Annotated in this window: 16 protein-coding genes and 1 pseudogene; 8 read left to right on the plus strand and 9 right to left on the minus strand. The window is 64.1% G+C overall.

Annotated elements, in window-relative coordinates; all coding sequences use genetic code 11:
- Positions 1–337: 337 nt before the first annotated feature.
- Complete coding sequence (ccmB, locus tag EOA16_RS31075) at positions 338–1,003, minus strand: heme exporter protein CcmB (RefSeq protein ID WP_127261543.1); 666 nt, start codon at positions 1,001–1,003, stop codon at positions 338–340.
- A 196-nt stretch (positions 1,004–1,199) separates the two neighbouring features.
- The gene (ccmA, locus tag EOA16_RS31085) at positions 1,200–1,808 is read right to left on the minus strand and encodes a heme ABC exporter ATP-binding protein CcmA (protein ID WP_127261544.1); all 609 of its coding nucleotides are present in this window, start codon (positions 1,806–1,808) and stop codon (positions 1,200–1,202) included.
- A 280-nt stretch (positions 1,809–2,088) separates the two neighbouring features.
- On the opposite strand from ccmA, the gene acnA reads away from it, so the two are divergent.
- Positions 2,089–4,779, plus strand: coding sequence for an aconitate hydratase AcnA (acnA, locus tag EOA16_RS31090; protein ID WP_127261545.1), 2,691 nt, complete (start codon positions 2,089–2,091; stop codon positions 4,777–4,779).
- A gap of 50 nt (positions 4,780–4,829) precedes the next feature.
- On the opposite strand, the gene EOA16_RS31095 is transcribed toward acnA, so the two are convergent.
- Complete coding sequence (locus tag EOA16_RS31095; RefSeq protein WP_127261546.1) at positions 4,830–5,501, minus strand: ceramidase domain-containing protein; 672 nt, start codon at positions 5,499–5,501, stop codon at positions 4,830–4,832.
- 173 nt (positions 5,502–5,674) lie between these two features.
- On the opposite strand from EOA16_RS31095, the gene EOA16_RS31100 reads away from it, so the two are divergent.
- Together EOA16_RS31100 and EOA16_RS31105 are read left to right on the plus strand one after the other, a co-directional pair.
- Positions 5,675–6,445, plus strand: a complete 771-nt coding sequence (locus tag EOA16_RS31100; RefSeq protein ID WP_127261547.1) for a thioredoxin family protein — start codon at positions 5,675–5,677, stop codon at positions 6,443–6,445.
- A gap of 610 nt (positions 6,446–7,055) precedes the next feature.
- Positions 7,056–7,442 (plus strand): DUF2794 domain-containing protein, encoded by a 387-nt coding sequence (locus EOA16_RS31105; RefSeq protein ID WP_127261548.1) that lies wholly within the window; start codon positions 7,056–7,058, stop codon positions 7,440–7,442.
- A 148-nt stretch (positions 7,443–7,590) separates the two neighbouring features.
- On the opposite strand, the pseudogene EOA16_RS31110 reads toward EOA16_RS31105, so the two are convergent.
- From EOA16_RS31110 to EOA16_RS31125, 4 genes and pseudogenes are all read right to left on the minus strand, one after another.
- Positions 7,591–8,162: pseudogene (locus EOA16_RS31110) on the minus strand (N-acetyltransferase family protein).
- Between the two features lie 109 nt (positions 8,163–8,271).
- Positions 8,272–9,051, minus strand: a complete 780-nt coding sequence (locus EOA16_RS31115; protein WP_023811308.1) for a Bax inhibitor-1/YccA family protein — start codon at positions 9,049–9,051, stop codon at positions 8,272–8,274.
- Positions 9,052–9,278: 227 nt separating this feature from the next.
- Positions 9,279–11,828: an ABC transporter permease gene (locus EOA16_RS31120; protein WP_127261549.1), complete on the minus strand. Its 2,550-nt coding sequence runs from the start codon at positions 11,826–11,828 to the stop codon at positions 9,279–9,281.
- Positions 11,828–12,523: an ABC transporter ATP-binding protein gene (locus tag EOA16_RS31125; protein WP_127261550.1), complete on the minus strand. Its 696-nt coding sequence runs from the start codon at positions 12,521–12,523 to the stop codon at positions 11,828–11,830. Before EOA16_RS31125 ends, EOA16_RS31120 begins: the two co-directional genes overlap by 1 nt.
- Before the next feature lie 87 nt (positions 12,524–12,610).
- Here EOA16_RS31125 and EOA16_RS31130 point away from each other — a divergent pair, with 87 nt between their 5' ends.
- Positions 12,611–13,255, plus strand: coding sequence for an arylesterase (locus tag EOA16_RS31130; protein ID WP_127261551.1), 645 nt, complete (start codon positions 12,611–12,613; stop codon positions 13,253–13,255).
- Between the two features lie 125 nt (positions 13,256–13,380).
- The gene (gene thpR / locus EOA16_RS31135; RefSeq protein WP_023811312.1) at positions 13,381–13,977 is read left to right on the plus strand and encodes an RNA 2',3'-cyclic phosphodiesterase; all 597 of its coding nucleotides are present in this window, start codon (positions 13,381–13,383) and stop codon (positions 13,975–13,977) included.
- Here the strand turns inward: thpR and EOA16_RS31140 are convergent.
- Positions 13,881–14,399, minus strand: a complete 519-nt coding sequence (locus tag EOA16_RS31140) for a low molecular weight protein-tyrosine-phosphatase (RefSeq protein WP_127261552.1) — start codon at positions 14,397–14,399, stop codon at positions 13,881–13,883. The genes thpR and EOA16_RS31140 overlap by 97 nt on opposite strands.
- Before the next feature lie 50 nt (positions 14,400–14,449).
- Between EOA16_RS31140 and EOA16_RS31145 the strand changes: the two genes are divergently transcribed.
- The 3 genes from EOA16_RS31145 (at position 14,450) to EOA16_RS31155 (ending at position 16,005) form a co-directional block, all read left to right on the plus strand.
- Positions 14,450–14,746, plus strand: coding sequence for a 4a-hydroxytetrahydrobiopterin dehydratase (locus tag EOA16_RS31145; RefSeq protein WP_023811314.1), 297 nt, complete (start codon positions 14,450–14,452; stop codon positions 14,744–14,746).
- Between the two features lie 123 nt (positions 14,747–14,869).
- Positions 14,870–15,232, plus strand: a complete 363-nt coding sequence (locus EOA16_RS31150; protein WP_127261553.1) for a YkvA family protein — start codon at positions 14,870–14,872, stop codon at positions 15,230–15,232.
- A gap of 269 nt (positions 15,233–15,501) precedes the next feature.
- Positions 15,502–16,005, plus strand: a complete 504-nt coding sequence (locus EOA16_RS31155) for an invasion associated locus B family protein (protein ID WP_127261554.1) — start codon at positions 15,502–15,504, stop codon at positions 16,003–16,005.
- A 67-nt stretch (positions 16,006–16,072) separates the two neighbouring features.
- Here EOA16_RS31155 and EOA16_RS31160 read toward each other — a convergent pair whose 3' ends face one another.
- Positions 16,073–17,428 (minus strand): chloride channel protein, encoded by a 1,356-nt coding sequence (locus tag EOA16_RS31160; protein WP_127261555.1) that lies wholly within the window; start codon positions 17,426–17,428, stop codon positions 16,073–16,075.
- Positions 17,429–17,516: the final 88 nt, after the last annotated feature.

Here is a 17,516-nt window from a genome sequence, read left to right on the forward strand (position 1 = left end):
CGCCGACAACTCCAGACATGCCAGCCCTTGGGCTGCAAAGGTCTATCAGGACGCCAGAAAGCGAGGGTGCAGACACCCTCATGCCGTTCGCATCCTTGCCAGAGCTTGGCTCAGAATCCTCTGGCGCACCTGGCAGGACGGTACACTCTACAATCCAGACAGACACCCCGCCGCAGCCGTCTTGCTCGCCAAAGGTTGACACAGGAAGTCTCATGCGGCAGGCCCCGCTGAAGTGCGGCCTTCCAAACCGATCATGTCGCCCAGTCTAGACATGCTTTTCCTTAGCCTCGCTCCGTCGGCTTCGCAATCGGTCGCCGCGCCGCAGTCATACGCCGCGTCAATCCGTGCCATGGCGCAACGCCAGCGCCGCCGAGACCGGACCCAGCACGCCAAGAAACAGGGTCAGCGCGGCAAGAATGAGGAAGGGCTGCAAAAACGGATCGGGATTGGCGGTCGCCCCATAGCTTGCCGAAACACCGAAGATCAGCACCGGGATGGTCAGCGGCAGCACCAGCACCGAGATCAGCAGCCCGCCACGCGGCAGCGCCACCGCCACCGCAGCACCGGCGGCGCCGATGAACGTGATGGCCGGCGTGCCGACCAGAAGGGTCAGCGCCGTGGCGCCGATGCCGAGCGGCTCCATGTTCATGAACAGGCCGAGCAAAGGAGCCGCGATGACCAGCGGCAGCACGCTGCCCGCCCAATGCGCCAGGCATTTCACTAGCACCGTCAAGGCCAGCATGTGGCGATCATTGCCAAGCACCAGGAGATCGAGTGAGCCGTCCTCGCGATCGGACTGGAACAGCCGGTCGAGGCCGAGCAGGCAGGACAGCAGCGCACCGATCCACAGGATCGCCGGACCGATGCGAGCCAGCAGCTTCAGATCCGGCCCGACTCCGAACGGGATGGTGGCGATGACGGCGAGGAAGAAGATGACCCCGGTCAGCGCCCCGCCGCCGGCACGGATGTTGAGGCGGATGTCGCGCAGGAAGAGGGCTAGCATGATTTGAGATGCCTTTGCCAAGGCACCCCCCTCTGGCCCGCCGGCCATCTCCCCCTCAAGGGGGAAGATTGGCAGTTCATGCGTCTCGCCGGCCTTCGGACGTTGGAGATTAGCGAAGGCCGACGCGAGTTCCGATCTCCCCCCTTGAGGGGGAGATGCCCGGCAGGGCAGAGGAGGGCGCCGTAGAGCACCCACATCAACCGGCTTCCCCCATCACCAACGCCTGTGCCCCGTCCAACCCCAGCGGCAGATGCGTCGCCGCGACAATCATCCCACCATCCGCGCAATGCTTCGTCATCAGTCCCGCGAACCGCGCCTCCGAAGCCTTGTCCAGCCCCGCCGTCGGCTCATCCAGCAGCCACAATGGCCGGTGGCTGACCAAAAGCTTGGCGATCGCCGCGCGGCGCCGTTGCCCGGTCGATAGATAGCCGAACGGCAGGTGGCCGATGCCGCCGAGCCCGACCGTTTCCAGCGCCTCTTCGACGCCGAGCTGTCCGTCGCCATTGAAATCGCGCCAGAAGCGCAAATTCTCAGCCACGCTGAGCGCCGGCTTCATTGCGTTATGGTGGCCAAGGTAATGACAGGCCGAGGCAACAGACGGGAACGCTTCGCCGCCACCCTCGATCCTCACGCTGCCTTCCGCCACCGGCAGCAGCCCGGCGATCACCCGCAGCAAGGTCGACTTGCCCGATCCGTTCGGCCCGGTGACGATGAGCGCCTGGCCCTCCTCAAGGGCAAGGCCGATGCCGGAAAACACCGCGTCGCCGCCTCGCTCGCCGCCCAGATTTTCGGCGATCAGCCGCATTCCTCGCCTGCCCTGAAACCATGTGTCGCGGTCGCTGCCGCATCGCACAAATTTGCTTTCCAACTGTCTAGAACTATTCCAGAAAATTCTCTATATGCGGTGCATCCGTGCCAGCGGTCGGCACGGGAACAGAATTAGCGCCGAACCAGCGCACGCGCCGCCTTGAACGGCTCGGGTTGCTTGGGAACGGACAGCGGAAATGGCCGTACCCGCACCTTTGCGCGTGATTGCATGCCATCGGCGTCCGTTCCCTTTCAGGCTGAACAGACAAGGATCGCACGTGTCAAAATCCCTCGACAGTTTCAATTGCCGCCGCACGCTGACCGCAGGCGGCGCGGAGTATGCCTATTTCGACCTCATCGAGGCCGAGAAGAACGGCCTCACCGGCATCTCTCAGCTGCCCTATTCGATGAAGGTGCTGCTGGAAAACCTGCTGCGCAACGAGGACGGCCGCTCCGTCACCAAGGAATCGATCCAGGCGGTGGCCGGCTGGCTGACCGACAAGGGCACCGCCGGCGTCGAGATCGCCTATCGCCCGGCCCGCGTGCTGATGCAGGACTTCACCGGCGTTCCGGCCGTGGTCGACCTTGCCGCGATGCGCGACGCCATGGCTTCGCTCGGCGGCGATCCGCAGAAGATCAACCCGCTGGTGCCGGTCGACCTCGTCATCGACCATTCCGTCATCGTCGACGAATTCGGCACGCCGATGGCCTTCGCCCGCAATGTCGAGCTCGAATATGAGCGCAACGAGGAGCGCTACAAATTCCTGAAATGGGGCCAGCAGGCGTTCCGCAACTTCCGCGTCGTGCCGCCCGGCACCGGCATCTGCCACCAGGTCAACCTCGAATATCTCGGCCAGGTGGTGTGGACCAACACCGAGGACGGCGAAACCACCGCCTATCCCGACACCTGCGTCGGCACCGATTCGCACACCACCATGATCAACGGCCTGGGCGTGCTCGGCTGGGGTGTCGGCGGCATCGAGGCCGAGGCGGCCATGCTCGGCCAGCCGGTCTCCATGCTTTTGCCTGAGGTGATCGGCTTCCGCCTCACCGGCAAGCTGAAAGAGGGCGTCACCGCCACCGACCTCGTGCTCACCGTCACCCAGATGCTGCGCAAGAAGGGCGTCGTCGGCAAATTCGTCGAGTTCTTTGGCCCGGGCCTCTCCAACATGACGCTGGCCGACCGCGCCACCATCGGCAACATGGCCCCCGAATATGGCGCCACCTGCGGCTTCTTCCCGGTCGACTCGGAAACCATCCGCTATCTCACAATGTCCGGCCGCAGCGAAGACCGCATCGCGCTGGTCGAAGCCTATGCCAAGGCGCAAGGCCTGTGGCGTGAAACCGGCTCGGCCGACCCTGTCTTCACCGACCTGCTCGAGCTGGAACTTGGCTCCGTCGTGCCGTCGATGGCCGGCCCCAAGCGGCCAGAGGGCCGCGTCGCCCTGGAAGGCATTCCGGAAGGCTTCGCCAAGGCGATGGAGACCGAATACAAGAAGGCCGCCGAAATCCACAAGCGCTACGCCGTCGAAGGCACCGACCATGATCTCGGTCACGGCGATGTCGTCATTGCCGCCATCACCTCCTGCACCAACACCTCGAACCCGAGCGTGCTGATCGGCGCCGGCCTCCTGGCCCGCAACGCCAACCGCCTCGGTTTGAAGCAGAAGCCATGGGTGAAGACCTCGCTGGCGCCGGGCAGCCAGGTGGTGGCTGAATATCTGGAGAAATCCGGCCTGCAGAAGGAACTCGACCAGATCGGCTTCAACCTGGTCGGCTTCGGCTGCACCACCTGCATCGGCAATTCCGGCCCGCTGCCGGCGCCGATCTCCAAGACCATCAACGACAAGGGCTTGATCGCCGCCGCGGTCTTGTCCGGCAACCGCAACTTCGAAGGCCGTGTTTCGCCCGACGTGCAGGCCAACTATCTGGCCTCGCCGCCGCTGGTCGTCGCGCACGCGCTGGCTGGAACCGTCACCAAGGACTTGACGACCGAGCCGCTTGGTGAGGACAAGAACGGCAACCCGGTCTATCTCAAGGACATCTGGCCAAGCTCGGCCGAGATCCAGGAGTTCATCGAGAAGAACGTCACCCGCGAACTGTTCGCCCGCAAATATGCCGACGTCTTCAAGGGCGACGAGTACTGGCAGAACGTCAAGGCGCCGGAAGGCCAGACCTATGCCTGGGACGACAACTCGACCTATGTGCAGAACCCGCCCTATTTCGCCGGCATGACGTCAGGTTTCGGCAAGATCGGCGACATCAAGGGCGCCCGGGTGCTCGGCCTGTTCGGCGACAAGATCACCACCGACCACATTTCGCCGGCCGGATCGATCAAGGCGGCCTCGCCGGCCGGCAAATACCTCACCGACCACGGCGTCGGCGTCGCCGACTTCAACCAGTACGGCACGCGGCGCGGCAATCACGAGGTGATGATGCGCGGCACCTTCGCCAACATCCGCATCCGCAACCACATGCTGGGCGAGAACGGCCGCGAGGGCGGCTACACCATCCACTACCCGTCGAAGGAAGAGGAATCGATCTACGACGCGGCGATGGAATACAAAAGGGAAGGCGTGCCGCTGGTTGTCTTCGCCGGCGTCGAATACGGCAACGGCTCGTCGCGCGACTGGGCGGCCAAGGGAACCAATCTCCTTGGTGTCCGCGCGGTCATCGCCCAGTCCTTCGAGCGCATCCATCGCTCGAACCTGGTCGGCATGGGCGTTATCCCCTTCGTCTTCGAGGAAGGCACTTCATGGGCATCGCTCAACCTCAAGGGAGACGAGCTGGTCGAGATCGACGGCTTGAGCACCATCAAACCGCGCCAGACGATGATCGCCAAGGTCACCTATGGCGACGGCACGGTGAGGAACGTGCCGATCATCTGCCGCATCGATACGCTGGATGAGCTCGATTACTTCAAGAATGGCGGCATCCTGCAATACGTGCTGCGCGACTTGGCTGCGTAGGAAATAGTGAGTAGGAAGTAGTGAGTAGGGGAAGAACCTCTCACTACTCACTACTCACTCACCTTCGGCGCCCCAAAACGCGCCGCTGCCGCCAGAAGCACGCCGAGCATCAGCCCGTTGAGGATGTGCCAGAGGAAGTGAGTGCCGAGCGGGAAGCTGCCGCAGACCAGCGGGTCGATCATCCGGCAGACAACTGACACCACGAAGATCGCCGATCCCGCCAGATTGTACCAGCCGGCCCGATTGCCGCTGGCCGCCACCAGCGTGCCGAAGAAGGCGAGCGCCAGGAACGGCGGCAGATAGCCCGTCGTGCCGTTCGACGCCTGGCGCAGCCAGTCCGGCACGGCCAGGGTTATCGCCCCGGCAATCACATAGAAGGCAATGAAGATGGCGATGGCCTTGCCCCATGGCAGGCCGAGGAAGCGGCGCAGGTTGAACAGCGTGTAGGCCAGCGTGAAGCCGGCGATCGGCAGCACGTCGGCCCAGACCGTGCCCTTGGTGGCAAAGGTGTGGAAGATCGTCGAGCCGATGCCGATTGCCACCACCCACCAGGCCAGCACCTCGGCGAAGGTGCCGGTACCCAGCCTTCGCACCTCGCGCACGCCCCACAGGCCGGCCGCGATGAAGGCGAGGTTGGTCAGGGCGTTGACCGGCTCGGACCAGAATTCCGGGCCGGTCCGCTCGCAATAGAGGTCGACCGGCGCCAAAAACGTTTGCCACATCGTGATTGCCGCCCGAATCGGTTTCTATCCTGAAGCGCAGACCTTCTCCTATTGCGCCGTTGCGGTCGGCTGCAATGGCAAAATTTCACCGCAACGTGACTTCCCGTTGACTTCCGCTTCTGCCACATATTTTAGCAATCAAGATAAAGCCGGCACCACCGGCGGGAATCGGAATGGCAATGGCCTCGCGAAAATCATTGTGGCTGGCAGCCTTTGCGCTGGCCTTCTCGGCGTCTGTCAGCGCCTTGTATGCCGGCGAGTCCGACAAGCCACAAATCGAAAAACCATTGGGTGTGGTCGAACTGTTCACCAGCCAGGGCTGCAGTTCCTGCCCCCCGGCCGATACGCTGTTCTCCGAACTTGCCGCCAAGGAAGACATCGTCGCGCTCGCCTATCACGTCGACTACTGGGACTATCTCGGCTGGCAGGACACGCTGGGCCGCAAGGAGAACACCGAGCGGCAATACGACTATATGCGCGCCTTCGGCAGCCGCTCCGTCTATACGCCGCAGGCCGTCATCAATGGCCGCGTCCACGTCAACGGCGCCAGCCGCGGCGAGGTCGATGGCGCGCTCGCCCGCATGGCCAAGAGCGGCGAAGGCATGCGCGTCCCCGTCAAGGTCAGCCGCACAAGCGACCGCGTGATGATCGACGCCGGCGATGCCGGCAACGGCCCCAGCGACGCCCATGTCGTCATCGTCTATTTCGACCCGCCGCAGACGGTCAAAGTCGGCGAGGGCGAGAATACCGGCCGCAAGATGACCTACTGGAACGCCGTCACCGGCATCCAAACCGCCGGCATGTGGCATGGCAAGGCACAGCGCTACGAACTGCCGATGAGCGAGATTGCCAAGAAGGGCGGCTGCGCCGTGCTGCTGCAGTCGGTCGGCAAGGACGGCATGCCCGGCCCCATTCTCGGCGCTGCGTTCATTCACAAGCCGTAACGGACGCCGGCGTCGCCCCCATCTTCGCTAGGACTGTGGATGGGAGGCCCCCCTCATCCGGCCGCTTCGCGGCCACCTTCTCCCCGGAGGGGAGAAGGTGTAAAGCGCCGCCGCGATCTCCTCTCCCCTCGGGGAGAGGTCGGATTGTCCCGAATTGCCCCTTCGCAATTCGGTTGGCAATTCGGGTGAGGGGGACGCGACGCTCGGTGAAAAACCGCACTCGACGCACCAGATATGAAAAAACCGACGTCAGCTTGCTTCTGACGTCGGTCATTTAGGTTTTGGGATCGTCGCACCCGGTTCTTCCGAAGAAGAGCCGAGGTTGGTTCGATCCGACGCAGACCCGTGGGCGGGGGGCTTGGGGTTTACGAGCCGGTGCCGGACCGAACCGTCTCAGGCAACGCCGGTAAATTCGTCGGACATTGGGGCATGAGCGCGGATAAAAAAAGGTGGAAATGTGGCGAAGCATCACCAATTCCAACACGGCGTTTCAAAAAAGTGACTGGACGTGACGGAAACAGCGCGGCGCAAGGCGCTTCGCCAGGTCTTGCAATTCAGCCGCGAACACGCCAACTTTGGTTGGCAAAGATTCATTTTGAAGGATCGAGGCATGACCGATGACAGCGGCGGGACAGGGGATGGGGACGCATCCGCAATACTGATCCCGCTGCACGAGGCGCGACGCGAGCGCCTCGATCAGCCGGTGCGGTTCGACCGGCGCGAGCTGGATCAGATCCTCAGGCTCTACGGACGCATGGTCGCCGCCAATGAATGGCGCGACTACGCCATCGATCATCTCGCAGACCGCGCGGTGTTTTCCGTATTCCGCCGCACCAGCGAAGTGCCGCTGTTCCAGATCGTCAAGGATCCGAAACTGGCCCGCAAGCAAGGCGCCTTTGCCGTCATCGCCGCCGGCGGCCGTATCTTGAAGCGAGGCCAGGAACTCGGCCGCGTGCTTGGGATATTCGATAGCAAGCTGAAAGTGGTCGAGGCCTGAGGAGGAGGTTAGGCAGGGAATTGAAGAACTGGAGAATTGATGAAAAGGCACTCGACGCCTGATCTAACCGCCTTCTTCTTCAGTTATTCAGTTATTCAGTTCTTCAGTTTCTCCAATTCCCCAATTTCCCAATTCTTCATTTCCTTCTTCAGTCCCCTCTAAGGCGAAACTTCCGCTCCGGCAGCGAACTGGGATCGGTGGCGCCGATGCCCCGCCATTCAGCGACAGCTGCATGAACACCGTGTCCAGCCAGCGCCCGTGCTTGTAACCGGAGCCTTCAAGGCGCCCCGAATGGCGAAAGCCGAGCTTTTCGTGCAGCCGCACCGAGGCACTGTCGGGACGGCCGTCGCCGATCACCGCGATGATCTGGCGAAAGCCCGCCGTCCGCACCGCCTCGATCAGGCTTTGCATGAGCTTGAGTCCGACGCCCTGGCCCTTGGCCTCGGGCGCGACATAGACCGAATCCTCGACGATGAAGCGATAGGCCGGGCGCGGCCGGAAGGCGCCGGCATAGGCATAGCCGAGCACGGCGCCGTCCTTTTCCGCCACCAGGTAAGGAAAGCCGCCGGCCACCAAAGCGTCGAATCGCGTGCCCATCTCGGCGCGGCTTGGCGGCTCCAGCTCATAGCTCGCCGTGCCTTGGGTCACCGCGTCGGCATAGATGTCCGTGATCCGGTCGAGGTCGGCCGCTGTCGCGGGTCGAATCGTAATAATGCTCATAATTTATGCATGCCATTTCTCTGCTTGCAATAACAGCAAAGCCCGGCACAAAAGGAAAGGGCGGCCGTTGGGCCGCCCTTTTGGAACTCGATGGTCCAGCGCTGCTGAACTAGCGACGGTCGCCCATGAACTGCAGCAGGAACATGAACAGGTTGATGAAGTCGAGATAGAGCCTGAGCGCGCCCATGATGGCCTTACGACCGGCGACATCGGTAGCATCGCCCTCGAAATACATCTCCTTGATCTTCTGCGTGTCGTAGGCGGTGAGGCCGGCGAAGACCAGCACACCGATCGCCGAGACGGCGAAAGACAGAGCCGACGACTGCAGGAAGATGTTGATCACCGACGCGATGATGATGCCGAACACGCCCATGATCAGGAACGAGCCCATCGCCGTCAGGTCACGCTTGGTCGTGTAGCCGAACAGCGACAGCGCACCGAAGGCCGCGGCGGTGGCGAAGAAGGTCTGCGAGATGCTCGCTGTGGTGTAGACCAGGAAGATCGACGACAGCGACAGGCCGACGAGACCGGCATAGACCCAGAACGTGGTCTGCGCGGCAGCGACGCTCATCGACTGAATCCTGAACGACAGGAAGAACACGGCGGCCAGCGGCGCCAGCATCACCACCCAGCGCAGCGGCGAGCCGAAGATCGCGTAGCCGAAGGAGGTCAGCATCTCGCCGCTCGGCAGCGTCGCGACAGCCGAAGCCGGATCGGTGGTTGTAGCCAGCATGATCGTGCCGACGGCGGCAAGACCGGTGATGAGGAGGCCAAGCCCCATCAGATTGTAAACCTTGATCATGTAGGCGCGCAGGCCCTGATCGATGTCGGCACCGACGCTGACGCCGGGCACGGCGCGCGTCTGGTAGTTGCGAATGGGATCAGCCATTGTAGTCCTCTATTTGCTTCTGCCCCGTCCGGTGTCAGGTCCTTCCGGACCCAGGCGCCGCTGGCAGGGCTCCAGCATGCCTGTGGCGAAATATGATGGTTATTCGCGTCAAGAACAAGACCGTAACCGGATGTAACGGTTCGTGAGGGGGCGAAGTGCCGATTCCTCGGCTTTTCGGACCGCTTTCTTACCAAGATTTAATCCAGGATGCCCATTCCGGCCTGTCGTCACAGGTTGCGCAGCACCGGTGCTGCCTTGTGGCCGAGCACCCGCCAGGTGCCGGCGAGACCAATGCCGACGGTGATCACCAGCGAGAACAAAATGGTCGCCGCCGCCACCTCGGGCATGAAATGCGACGGCAATGTCATGATGCGCGCGACGACGAACCAGGCGGCGGCGCTGCCTGCCGCCAGCGCGAAGATCGCCGTGGCCAGCCCGATCAGCATGTATTCGAGCGAGAAGGCCGATATCAGCGTCCTGCGCGTCGCGCCCAGCGTCTTCAGCACCACCGCGTCGTGGATGCGCGCCCGGTTGCCGGCGGCAAGCGCGCCGGCCAGCACCAGCACCGAGGCGATCAGCGCCACGCCGGCCGCGGCCCGGATCGCCGTGCCGAGTTGCCCGACCAGCCGGTTGACGACATCGAGCGCGTCCTTGACCCGCACCGTCGTCACCGCCGGGAAGGCGCGGGTGACGGCGTTGAGGATGCGGGCGTCGTCGGCCGTCGAGGCACTCTTTTCGGTCAGCGTCGCCATCCAGCCATGCGGGGCGCCTGCGAATGTGTTGGGCGAGAACACCATGACGAAATTGATGCCCATCGTCTCCCATTCGACCTGGCGGAAATTGGCGATCCTGGCCGTGACATTGCGGCCCAGCACATTGACGGTGATGGTGTCGCCGAGCTTCAGCCCGATCTCCTTGCCTTCTTGCGCCGAAAACGAAACCAGCGGTTCGCCGCTGTAATTTTCGGGCCACCAGCTGCCCTCGGTCAACGTCGCGTTCTCCGGCTGCCTGGTGTCATAGGTCAGGCCGCGGTCCCCCCTCAGCACCCAGGCGCCTTCCGCCGGCACTTTCACCTTGTCGACATCGACACCGTTCAGCGCCATCACCCGGCCGCGCAGCATCGGCACCTTGGCCAGCACGCCCTGCGGCGCCTCCTTGCCGATGAGCGCCGAGAAAGACGCGACATCGGCGCTCTGGATGTCGACGAAGAAGAAGTTCGGCGCCCGTTCCGGCAGGCTGCCGGAGATCTGCCGCCTGAGATTGCCGTCGATAAGCGCCAGCGTCACCAGCAGCGTCAGGCCGAGCCCCAAGGACAGCACCACCGATGGCGTCAAGGCGCCTGGCCGATGAATGTTGCCGATGGCGAGCCTGAGCGCCACGAAGCGCACGCGCGGGCTTTTCCTGGCTGCCCATTGCACCAGTGCGCCGACCACGCGCAGCACCAGGAAGGCGAAGACGGTAGCGCCGACAAAGATCGAGGCGATGCGCTGGTCGCCCGAGAACAGAATGGCCAGCGCCGCCAGCAACAGCGCGATGCCTATGGCCGCCGCGACATAGGCGGGGCGCGGCAAGCCGCGGCCTTCCAGCCCCATCTCGCGAAACAGCGCGGTTGCCGGCACATCGCGGGCGCGGCCGAGCGGCAGCAGCGCGAAAGCCAACGTCACCAGCAGGCCGAACAGCGCCGCCATGCCGAGCGCGCCGGGATAGAAGCCGCCTTCGGCCGGCACCGGAATGACGGATTGCAAGGCCGCACTCGCCGCGAACGGCATCAGTGCGCCGAGCACAAGGCCCAGCACGATACCCAATCCGGCTATGATCAGGATCTGCACGAGATAGACGGCAAAGACGAAGCCGCCCGAAGCGCCCAGGCTCTTGAAGGTGGCGATGACGCCGCGCTTGCCGTCGAGATAGGCGCGTACCGCATTGGCGACGCCCACACCGCCGACCACCAGCGCCGTCAGCCCGACCAGGGTCAGGAACTGCGAGAAACGTTCGATGTTGGACGACAGCGCGGGCGCCGCGTTGCTGCGTGTGCGGATCGACCAGCCTGCTTCGGGGAAATCCGTGGCGGCCTGGTCCTGGACGGCCTTCAGCCGCACCTCGTCGGCATCTGCCGGCAACCGGATCTTGTAGGCATTCTCGACCAGGCTGCCCGGCTGGATCAGTCCGGTGGCCGCCAGCCCTTCGGTCGAGATCATCAGCCTTGGCGCGAAGCCGAAACCGTCGGACACGGCATCCGGTTCGGCGACCAGCCTGGCGCGCAGTTCGAAAGTGGCGGTGCCGAGCTTCAGCCGGTCGCCGATCTTGACGTGCAACCGCTCGAACAGAAGATCGGGTGCCGCCGCACCGAAGACGCCGAACTCTTCGCCGAACAGTTCCTGTTTCGACAGTGCCGGCGCGGTCTCCAGCGTGCCATAGAGCGGATAGGCATGGTCGACCGCCTTGGCCTCGACCAGCGCCTGGTCGGATCCGTCAGCCAGACGCGCCATCGAACGCATGCTGGCGGTCCGGGAAACCGTGCCGAGCCCGTCAAGGAAGCTGCGCTCCGCCTGGCTGGCGTCACGCTGGTTGATCTGGAAGCGAAGATCGCCGCCAAGCAGCGTCTGGCCCTGATTGGCGACACCGGCGGTGATCGAACGCGCCACCGAGTTGACGCCGCCGATGGCCGCGACGCCGAGCGCGATGCAGGCGAGGAAGATCAGGAAACCGGACAGGCCGCCGCGCATCTCGCGCAGTGAGAAGCGGACCGCGAGCCTCAACGTCCGGGATAGCGGCATCAGGCCGTCACCTTGACAGGCGCCGGCGCCTCGATCCGGCCCGAGCGCATCGAAACCTGGCGCGAACAGCGTGCCGCAAGCGCCGGATCATGGGTCACCAGCACCAGCGTCATGCCGCGCTCGGCCGCCTTGGCGAACAGGAGGTCGGCGACCTGCCGCCCGGTCGCCTGGTCGAGATTGCCGGTCGGCTCGTCGGCGATCAGGATGCGCGCGGACGGCGCCAATGCCCGGGCGATCGCCACGCGCTGCTGCTCGCCGCCCGACAATTCGCCGGGATAGTGGGTGACGCGGTCGCTGAGGCCAACTGCCGCCAGCTCGCGTGCCGCCACCGAAAACGGATCGGCATGGCCGGCCAGCTCCAGCGGCACCGCGACATTTTCGAGAGCCGTCATGTTGGGAATAAGATGGAAGGACTGGAATACGATGCCAATGTTTCGGCCACGAAACGAAGCAATCTGGTCCTCACTTTTGCCGTTGAGCAATTCGCCGGCGATTCGGACCGTACCCGAATCGACCCTTTCCAGGCCTGCCAGGACCATCAGCAATGTCGACTTGCCGGAGCCCGAAGGTCCGACGATGCCGGTCGCCTCGCCAGCCGCCACATCGAGGCTGACGCCCTTCAGCACATGGACGGAAGAGGCCCCTTCGCCGAGGGTCAGGGATACGTCTTTCAGCGCGATGACGGCTTCTGTCAAAATGAAAGCGTCCTATATGGAGGATGAAGGCTCTGCTTGCCGGAAGCCGTCGCCGGAAGAATTCCTTGTTCATATGGGGCCTGCCGCATGTCTTTCAAACGCAGTATTGCCGCAGGCTTGGTGGTTTTCCTCACCGTTTGCGGCGCCATGTCGTCGGCGCGTGCCGAGCCGTTCAAGATCGTCGGCTTCGGTGACAGCCTGATGGCGGGCTTCGGCCTTGGCCCGGAGCAGGGCTTTACCGACAGGCTGCAGGCGGCGCTTGGCGCCAAGGGCCACGATGTGACCGTCGCCAATGCCGGCGTCTCCGGCGACACGACGAGCGGTGGCCTGGCGCGGCTCGACTGGTCGGTGCCGGACGGCACGCAGCTGGTCATCCTCGAACTCGGCGCCAACGACATGCTGCGCGGCGTTTCGCCCGACATCACCAGGAAGAACCTCGACGAGATGCTGAGCAAGCTGAAGCAGCGCAAGATTGCCGTGCTTCTGGCCGGCATGCGCGCCGCACCCAATCTCGGTCCCGACTACCAGAGCGCCTTCGACGCCATTTTTCCGGACCTGGCGAAGAAATACGACGTCGCGCTCTACCCGTTCTTTCTCGACGGCGTCGCCAGCCAGCCCGGCATGCAGCTCGAGGACGGCCTGCATCCGAGCGCACAAGGCGTCGACCAGATGGTCGAACGCATCCTGCCGACGGTAGAGAAGGTGATCGCGACCGTGCCGGGCGATTCCTAGCGGATTGGAACTGTTTCCGCCCGGCGAGCTTTTAACAGGGACTGTGGCCAACAAACCTCTTGCTCCGTTTGACTATCGATGATTCGCTATGGGTGACAGTTCGATTCGAGGAAGGGAGGCTCTTCATGCCGCGTCTTTTCACCGCCCTCGAAATTCCGCGTGACGCTGCCCTTTCGCTGTCCCTGCTGCGGGGCGGCTTGCCGGGAGCCCGCTGGATCGATGTCGAAAACTACCATCTGACGCTGCGCTTCATCGGCGATGTTCCCGGCCATGTCGCCGACGAGATCGCCAACGCGCTCGACCGCGTCCACCGCCCTTCCTTCTCGCTGGCGCTGTCCGGGGTCGGCGCTTTCGGCCAGAAGAAGCCGCATGCGGTGTGGGCGGGCGCTTCCGCCTCGCCTGATCTGGCCGCCCTTCAAGGTGAGATCGACCGCATCTGCCAGCGGCTCGGCATCCCGGCCGACCCGCGCAAATTCATGCCGCATGTGACGCTGGCGCGCTTACGCAATTCGACCCCGCTGGACGTCGCCCAATATCTGTCGGCGCGCGGCAATTTCTCGACGCTGCCGTTCCGCATCGGCCGTTTCGTGCTGATGTCGTCGCGCGATTCGGTCGGCGGCGGACCCTACATCGTCGAGGAGGCCTGGCCGCTGTCAGGCACGGACGCCCGCGCCTCCAGCCTTGTCGCCAGCGCCTCCGACGCCTCGCGGATCATGCGATAGGCGGAAGCGAAGGCTTCTGCCTCGTCATGATAAGGATCCGGCACGTCGCGTGCCTTTCCCTGCGCGAACTCCAGGAACAGATGGATGCGGTCCTGCACGGCCGCCGGCGCCAGCGCCTTCAGGTCGGCGACATTCGACCGGTCCATGCCGAGGATCAGGTCGAAACGGTGGAGGTCCTGCGGCGTGACCTTGCGCGCCCTCTGCCCGGAAATGTCGACGCCGTGCCGCACCGCAACCGCGATCGCGCGTCGATCGGGGGCAGAGCCGGCCTCCCAGTCACTGGTTCCCGCTGAATCGAGCAGCATATCCCGGGCCGACCCGCGCTCGGCCCAAACCGCGCGGAAGACACCTTCCGCCAGCGGCGACCGGCAGATGTTGCCGAGGCAGACGAAGAGAATGGAATTTATGGGCTTCGCGCTCATCGATCCGTCGCTATGGTGAGGGTCGTTTTCGAATAGCACAGGATAGGGACATGGCGAGAGAGAAACTGGGCAGGCAAGCCGCTGAAGCCGCATTGACCGGTCTCGACGGCTGGGCGCTGGCGGAAGACGGCGCCTCCATCAAGCGCACATTCACCTTCGCGAATTTCTCCGAGGCTTTCGCCTTCATGACCCGCGTCGCGCTCGCAGCCGAGACCATGGATCATCATCCCGACTGGTCGAATGTCTACAAGACCGTCGACGTGACGCTGAACACCCACGATGCCGGCGGCGTCACCGCGCTCGATATCGATCTGGCCAAGAAAATGAACCGTTTTGCCGGCGCCTGAGGCCTGGTATCGCCTCGGCAGGCCCAAATCGGCACCGGCATCTTGTAGCGGGGGTCGGGTTTCACCACATTTTCCCCCGCGGGCATGCGCCGGGATGCGCACGGGCTCTGCAAGGAGAAACTGATGGCGCAACAATCCGGTTTTGATTTCTTCGGCTTTGGCGGCAAGCTGGCAAACGAGGGCGAAGTGCGCGAGAAATTCTGGCGCACAGCCAAGAAGGCCGCGCGGCAGATCCCCTTCATGGAAGAGGTGGTGGCCGCCTACTACTGCGCCATGGACAAGAACACGCCGCTGCGCGCCAAAGGCATTCTGCTGGCCGCGCTCGGTTATTTCGTGCTGCCGGTGGATGTCATCCCCGACTTCGTCTTCGGGCTTGGCTTCACCGACGACATCGCCGTGCTCACCGCCGCGATCACCGCCGTCAGTGCCCACATCACCACTGCGCACCGGCAGGCCGCCAGGGACGCCATGGCCGACAAGGGCTGAACACGCGCGCGGAACGCCGTTGAAGCCGGCTTTCAGCGACAGCGTAAAAAGTCAAACTCTTGCCGCTTTCGTGGCCTCCAAGTCGCCAAAGGGATGTCGCGACACCCGCTCGCAAGGCGGCGGCGCGGGAATGGCGGTGGTTTCCTCGGGTGAGGGTCCTTTTCTCTTCGGAAATTCACCGTTTGGTAACCCAGATTAAATCAAAATGAAGCGACGGGCAGGACGCCAAGCCGGCCTGCCTCCGCACCATTTGGAATACGGGAAAAGCGATGCGCGGATTGATTGCTATAGTTTCGAGCCTGGTCCTGGTGGCCGTGGCAGCGCCGGCACTGGCGCAGTCGGCGACCAAGATCGGCCAGCACAATGCCTGGGGCACCTACAGTTACCAGGCATCGGGCGGCAAGGTCTGCTATGTCCTGACCGTGCCGACCGACAAGCAGCCGCCGACGCTCGACCATGGCGACATGTTCTTCTTCGTCAGCCAGCGGCCCGGCCAGCAAGTGTCATACGAGCCGCAATTCATTGCCGGCTACAGCTTCCAGGAAGGCTCAAAGGCCACCGTGACCATCGACAAGAAGACATTTTCGATGTTCACCCGCGGCAAATCGGCCTGGGTCGAGAATGCCGCCGAGGAGCCGGTGCTGATCGCCGCGATGAAAACCGGCACCGACATGAAGGTGACGGCCAAGTCCGGCCGCGGCAACCCGACCTCCTATGTCTTCTCGCTGAAGGGCATTTCGGCGGCGCTGACGTCGATTGCCAAGTGCAAATAGGCAAAGAGTGCAAGCACGCACTTCGTTTTGAATGAAAGGCCGGGCCGCAAGCCCGGCCTTTTTGCTTTCAGCCTTGCCCCGATCCCGGCCCGGCCTCCGCTCGCCGTCGCCGGATCGCCTCGGCGATGAAGACACGCGACAGCACGTGGTAGAGCGGTTCGTGCGAGATCATGCGCGCCGTGCCATAGCCCAGCATCGAGGCCAGCATCAGCGCGATGACATTGTCGTGATTGCCGGTCATCTCCAGGATGATGACGAAGGCTGTCATCGGCGCCTGCACCACGCCGGCGAAGTAGCCGGCCATGCCGAGTAGTGCCGCAGCCCCCGTGCTGACGCCGAAGAGGAGGCCGAGCGAACTGCCGATGCCGGCGCCGACCGCCAGCGAGGGCGCGAAGATGCCGCCCGGAATGCCCGAGATCATCGACAGCAGTCCCGCCAGGAACTTTTCGGCAAAGAAGATTGGGGGCAGCGGCGTGCCTTCGACGGCGCCGCGCGCCTGCATATAGCCGGTGCCGAAGGTCAGCCCGCCCGACGCGATGCCGATCACTGCAACCAGCAGCCCGCAGACGGCCGCGACCAGCAAGGCGCGCCGCAAAGGCTGCCCAGTGTTCCAGCGCCGGATCCGGCGTGTCGCCTTCAACGCCAGCAGCGAAAACAGCGCGCCGAACCCGCCGCCGATGATGCCGCAGGCAAGCACCAGCGGCCACTCGGCGGCAAACGAGATCGTCTCCCTGGCGACGCCGAAATAGGTGTAGTTGCCGAGCAGGCCGAGCGAGGCGAGGCCGGCCAGGATCACCGCCGTCAGCACCAGCCCGTTGGTGCGCGCCTCGTAGGTGCGGCCCATCTCCTCGATGGCGAAGACGATGCCGGCCAGCGGCGTGTTGAAGGCGGCGGCGATCCCGGCGGCCGACCCGGCCAGGATCAGGCCCCGGGCCTGCACCATGCCGCCCCAGCGTGCCGCCTGCAGCATCAGCGACGCGCCGACCTGCACGGTCGGACCCTCGCGGCCGATCGAGGCGCCGCAGAACAGGCCGACGATGGTGAGCATGATTTTGCCGACCACCAGTTTGAGGGACAGGATGTGGCCGCGGTCCTCGTCGTCGCGAAGATGGCGGGCGGCGATCGCCTGCGGAATGCCGCTGCCTTGCGAGCCGGGGAAAAAGGTGTGGGCAAGCCAGGCGCACAGCACGAAACCCAACGGCGTAATGGCAAGCGGGAGATAGAAACGCCAGCCGCCTGCGTTTCCTGTCATCAGGTGAAACAGTTCCTGCGCCCTGTCCGCCAGCACCGCGAAGAGCACGCTGATCACACCGATGCCAAGCGCCCCGGCCCAGAACACCAGGCGCGGCTGCCACACCCGCCGCGAGCCCCACATCGCGCGCGAACGCCGCAGCATGGGATATCTTCGCGATGTGCCGGCCATGTCTGTCCTCGGGCGGGGAGTATCGAGCTCTAACACGTGCAGGCCAGAGGTTAAACCGGCACAACCCATGACTCTGCGCTCAACCTGT

Origin of the sequence: Mesorhizobium sp. M7A.F.Ca.US.008.03.1.1 (assembly GCF_003997495.1) — a bacterium.
Taxonomy (GTDB): domain Bacteria; phylum Pseudomonadota; class Alphaproteobacteria; order Rhizobiales; family Rhizobiaceae; genus Mesorhizobium.

Bases quoted from the DNA above. Each gene is read 5' to 3' on its own strand.
- ccmB (WP_127261543.1), bottom strand. From the start codon at position 1,003: ATGCTAGCCCTCTTCCTGCGCGACATCCGCCTCAACATCCGTGCCGGC.
- ccmA (WP_127261544.1), bottom strand. From the start codon at position 1,808: ATGCGGCTGATCGCCGAAAATCTGGGCGGCGAGCGAGGCGGCGACGCG.
- EOA16_RS31095 (WP_127261546.1), bottom strand. From the start codon at position 5,501: ATGTGGCAAACGTTTTTGGCGCCGGTCGACCTCTATTGCGAGCGGACC.
- EOA16_RS31100 (WP_127261547.1), top strand. From the start codon at position 5,675: ATGGCAATGGCCTCGCGAAAATCATTGTGGCTGGCAGCCTTTGCGCTG.
- EOA16_RS31105 (WP_127261548.1), top strand. From the start codon at position 7,056: ATGACCGATGACAGCGGCGGGACAGGGGATGGGGACGCATCCGCAATA.
- EOA16_RS31115 (WP_023811308.1), bottom strand. From the start codon at position 9,051: ATGGCTGATCCCATTCGCAACTACCAGACGCGCGCCGTGCCCGGCGTC.
- EOA16_RS31120 (WP_127261549.1), bottom strand. From the start codon at position 11,828: ATGCCGCTATCCCGGACGTTGAGGCTCGCGGTCCGCTTCTCACTGCGC.
- EOA16_RS31130 (WP_127261551.1), top strand. From the start codon at position 12,611: ATGTCTTTCAAACGCAGTATTGCCGCAGGCTTGGTGGTTTTCCTCACC.
- thpR (WP_023811312.1), top strand. From the start codon at position 13,381: ATGCCGCGTCTTTTCACCGCCCTCGAAATTCCGCGTGACGCTGCCCTT.
- EOA16_RS31140 (WP_127261552.1), bottom strand. From the start codon at position 14,399: ATGAGCGCGAAGCCCATAAATTCCATTCTCTTCGTCTGCCTCGGCAAC.
- EOA16_RS31145 (WP_023811314.1), top strand. From the start codon at position 14,450: ATGGCGAGAGAGAAACTGGGCAGGCAAGCCGCTGAAGCCGCATTGACC.
- EOA16_RS31150 (WP_127261553.1), top strand. From the start codon at position 14,870: ATGGCGCAACAATCCGGTTTTGATTTCTTCGGCTTTGGCGGCAAGCTG.
- EOA16_RS31155 (WP_127261554.1), top strand. From the start codon at position 15,502: ATGCGCGGATTGATTGCTATAGTTTCGAGCCTGGTCCTGGTGGCCGTG.
- EOA16_RS31160 (WP_127261555.1), bottom strand. From the start codon at position 17,428: ATGGCCGGCACATCGCGAAGATATCCCATGCTGCGGCGTTCGCGCGCG.